The organism is Pseudomonas sp. E45-MNA-CIBAN-0222 (genome assembly GCF_040310405.1).
GTDB lineage: Bacteria > Pseudomonadota > Gammaproteobacteria > Pseudomonadales > Pseudomonadaceae > Stutzerimonas > Stutzerimonas stutzeri_AC.
The window spans coordinates 1-247 of the sequence record NZ_JBEOPU010000196.1; the positions used below are offsets into that span (position 1 = coordinate 1).

Below are 247 nucleotides of genomic sequence, written 5' to 3' on the forward strand. Positions count from 1 at the left end.
CTGCAGGGTCGCGCCCCATCCCTGCAAGCGATCAGCCATGGCCAGTCCGATGGCGCCCCTGCCAAGGATGCCGACCGTAGCGTTATCCAGCCCCGTGCCGTAGAACGGGGGTTGCCAGCCCTGGACCTCGCCAGAGCGGACGTACGCATCTGCTGCCCGCAGATCCCCCCCCAGCCCCAGCGCCCGTCCGGTCGCCAGCTCGGCCGTCGGGACCGTCAACAGAGCGGGCACAAAGGTCAGCCAGACC

Annotated in this window: 1 protein-coding gene; it reads right to left on the reverse strand. The window is 70.0% G+C overall.

Translation table 11 applies throughout. The features are described 5' to 3' along the window. On the reverse strand, positions 1–247 hold a 247-nt coding region (locus AAEZ08_RS23300; RefSeq protein ID WP_500125232.1), incomplete at both ends, for an NAD(P)-dependent oxidoreductase.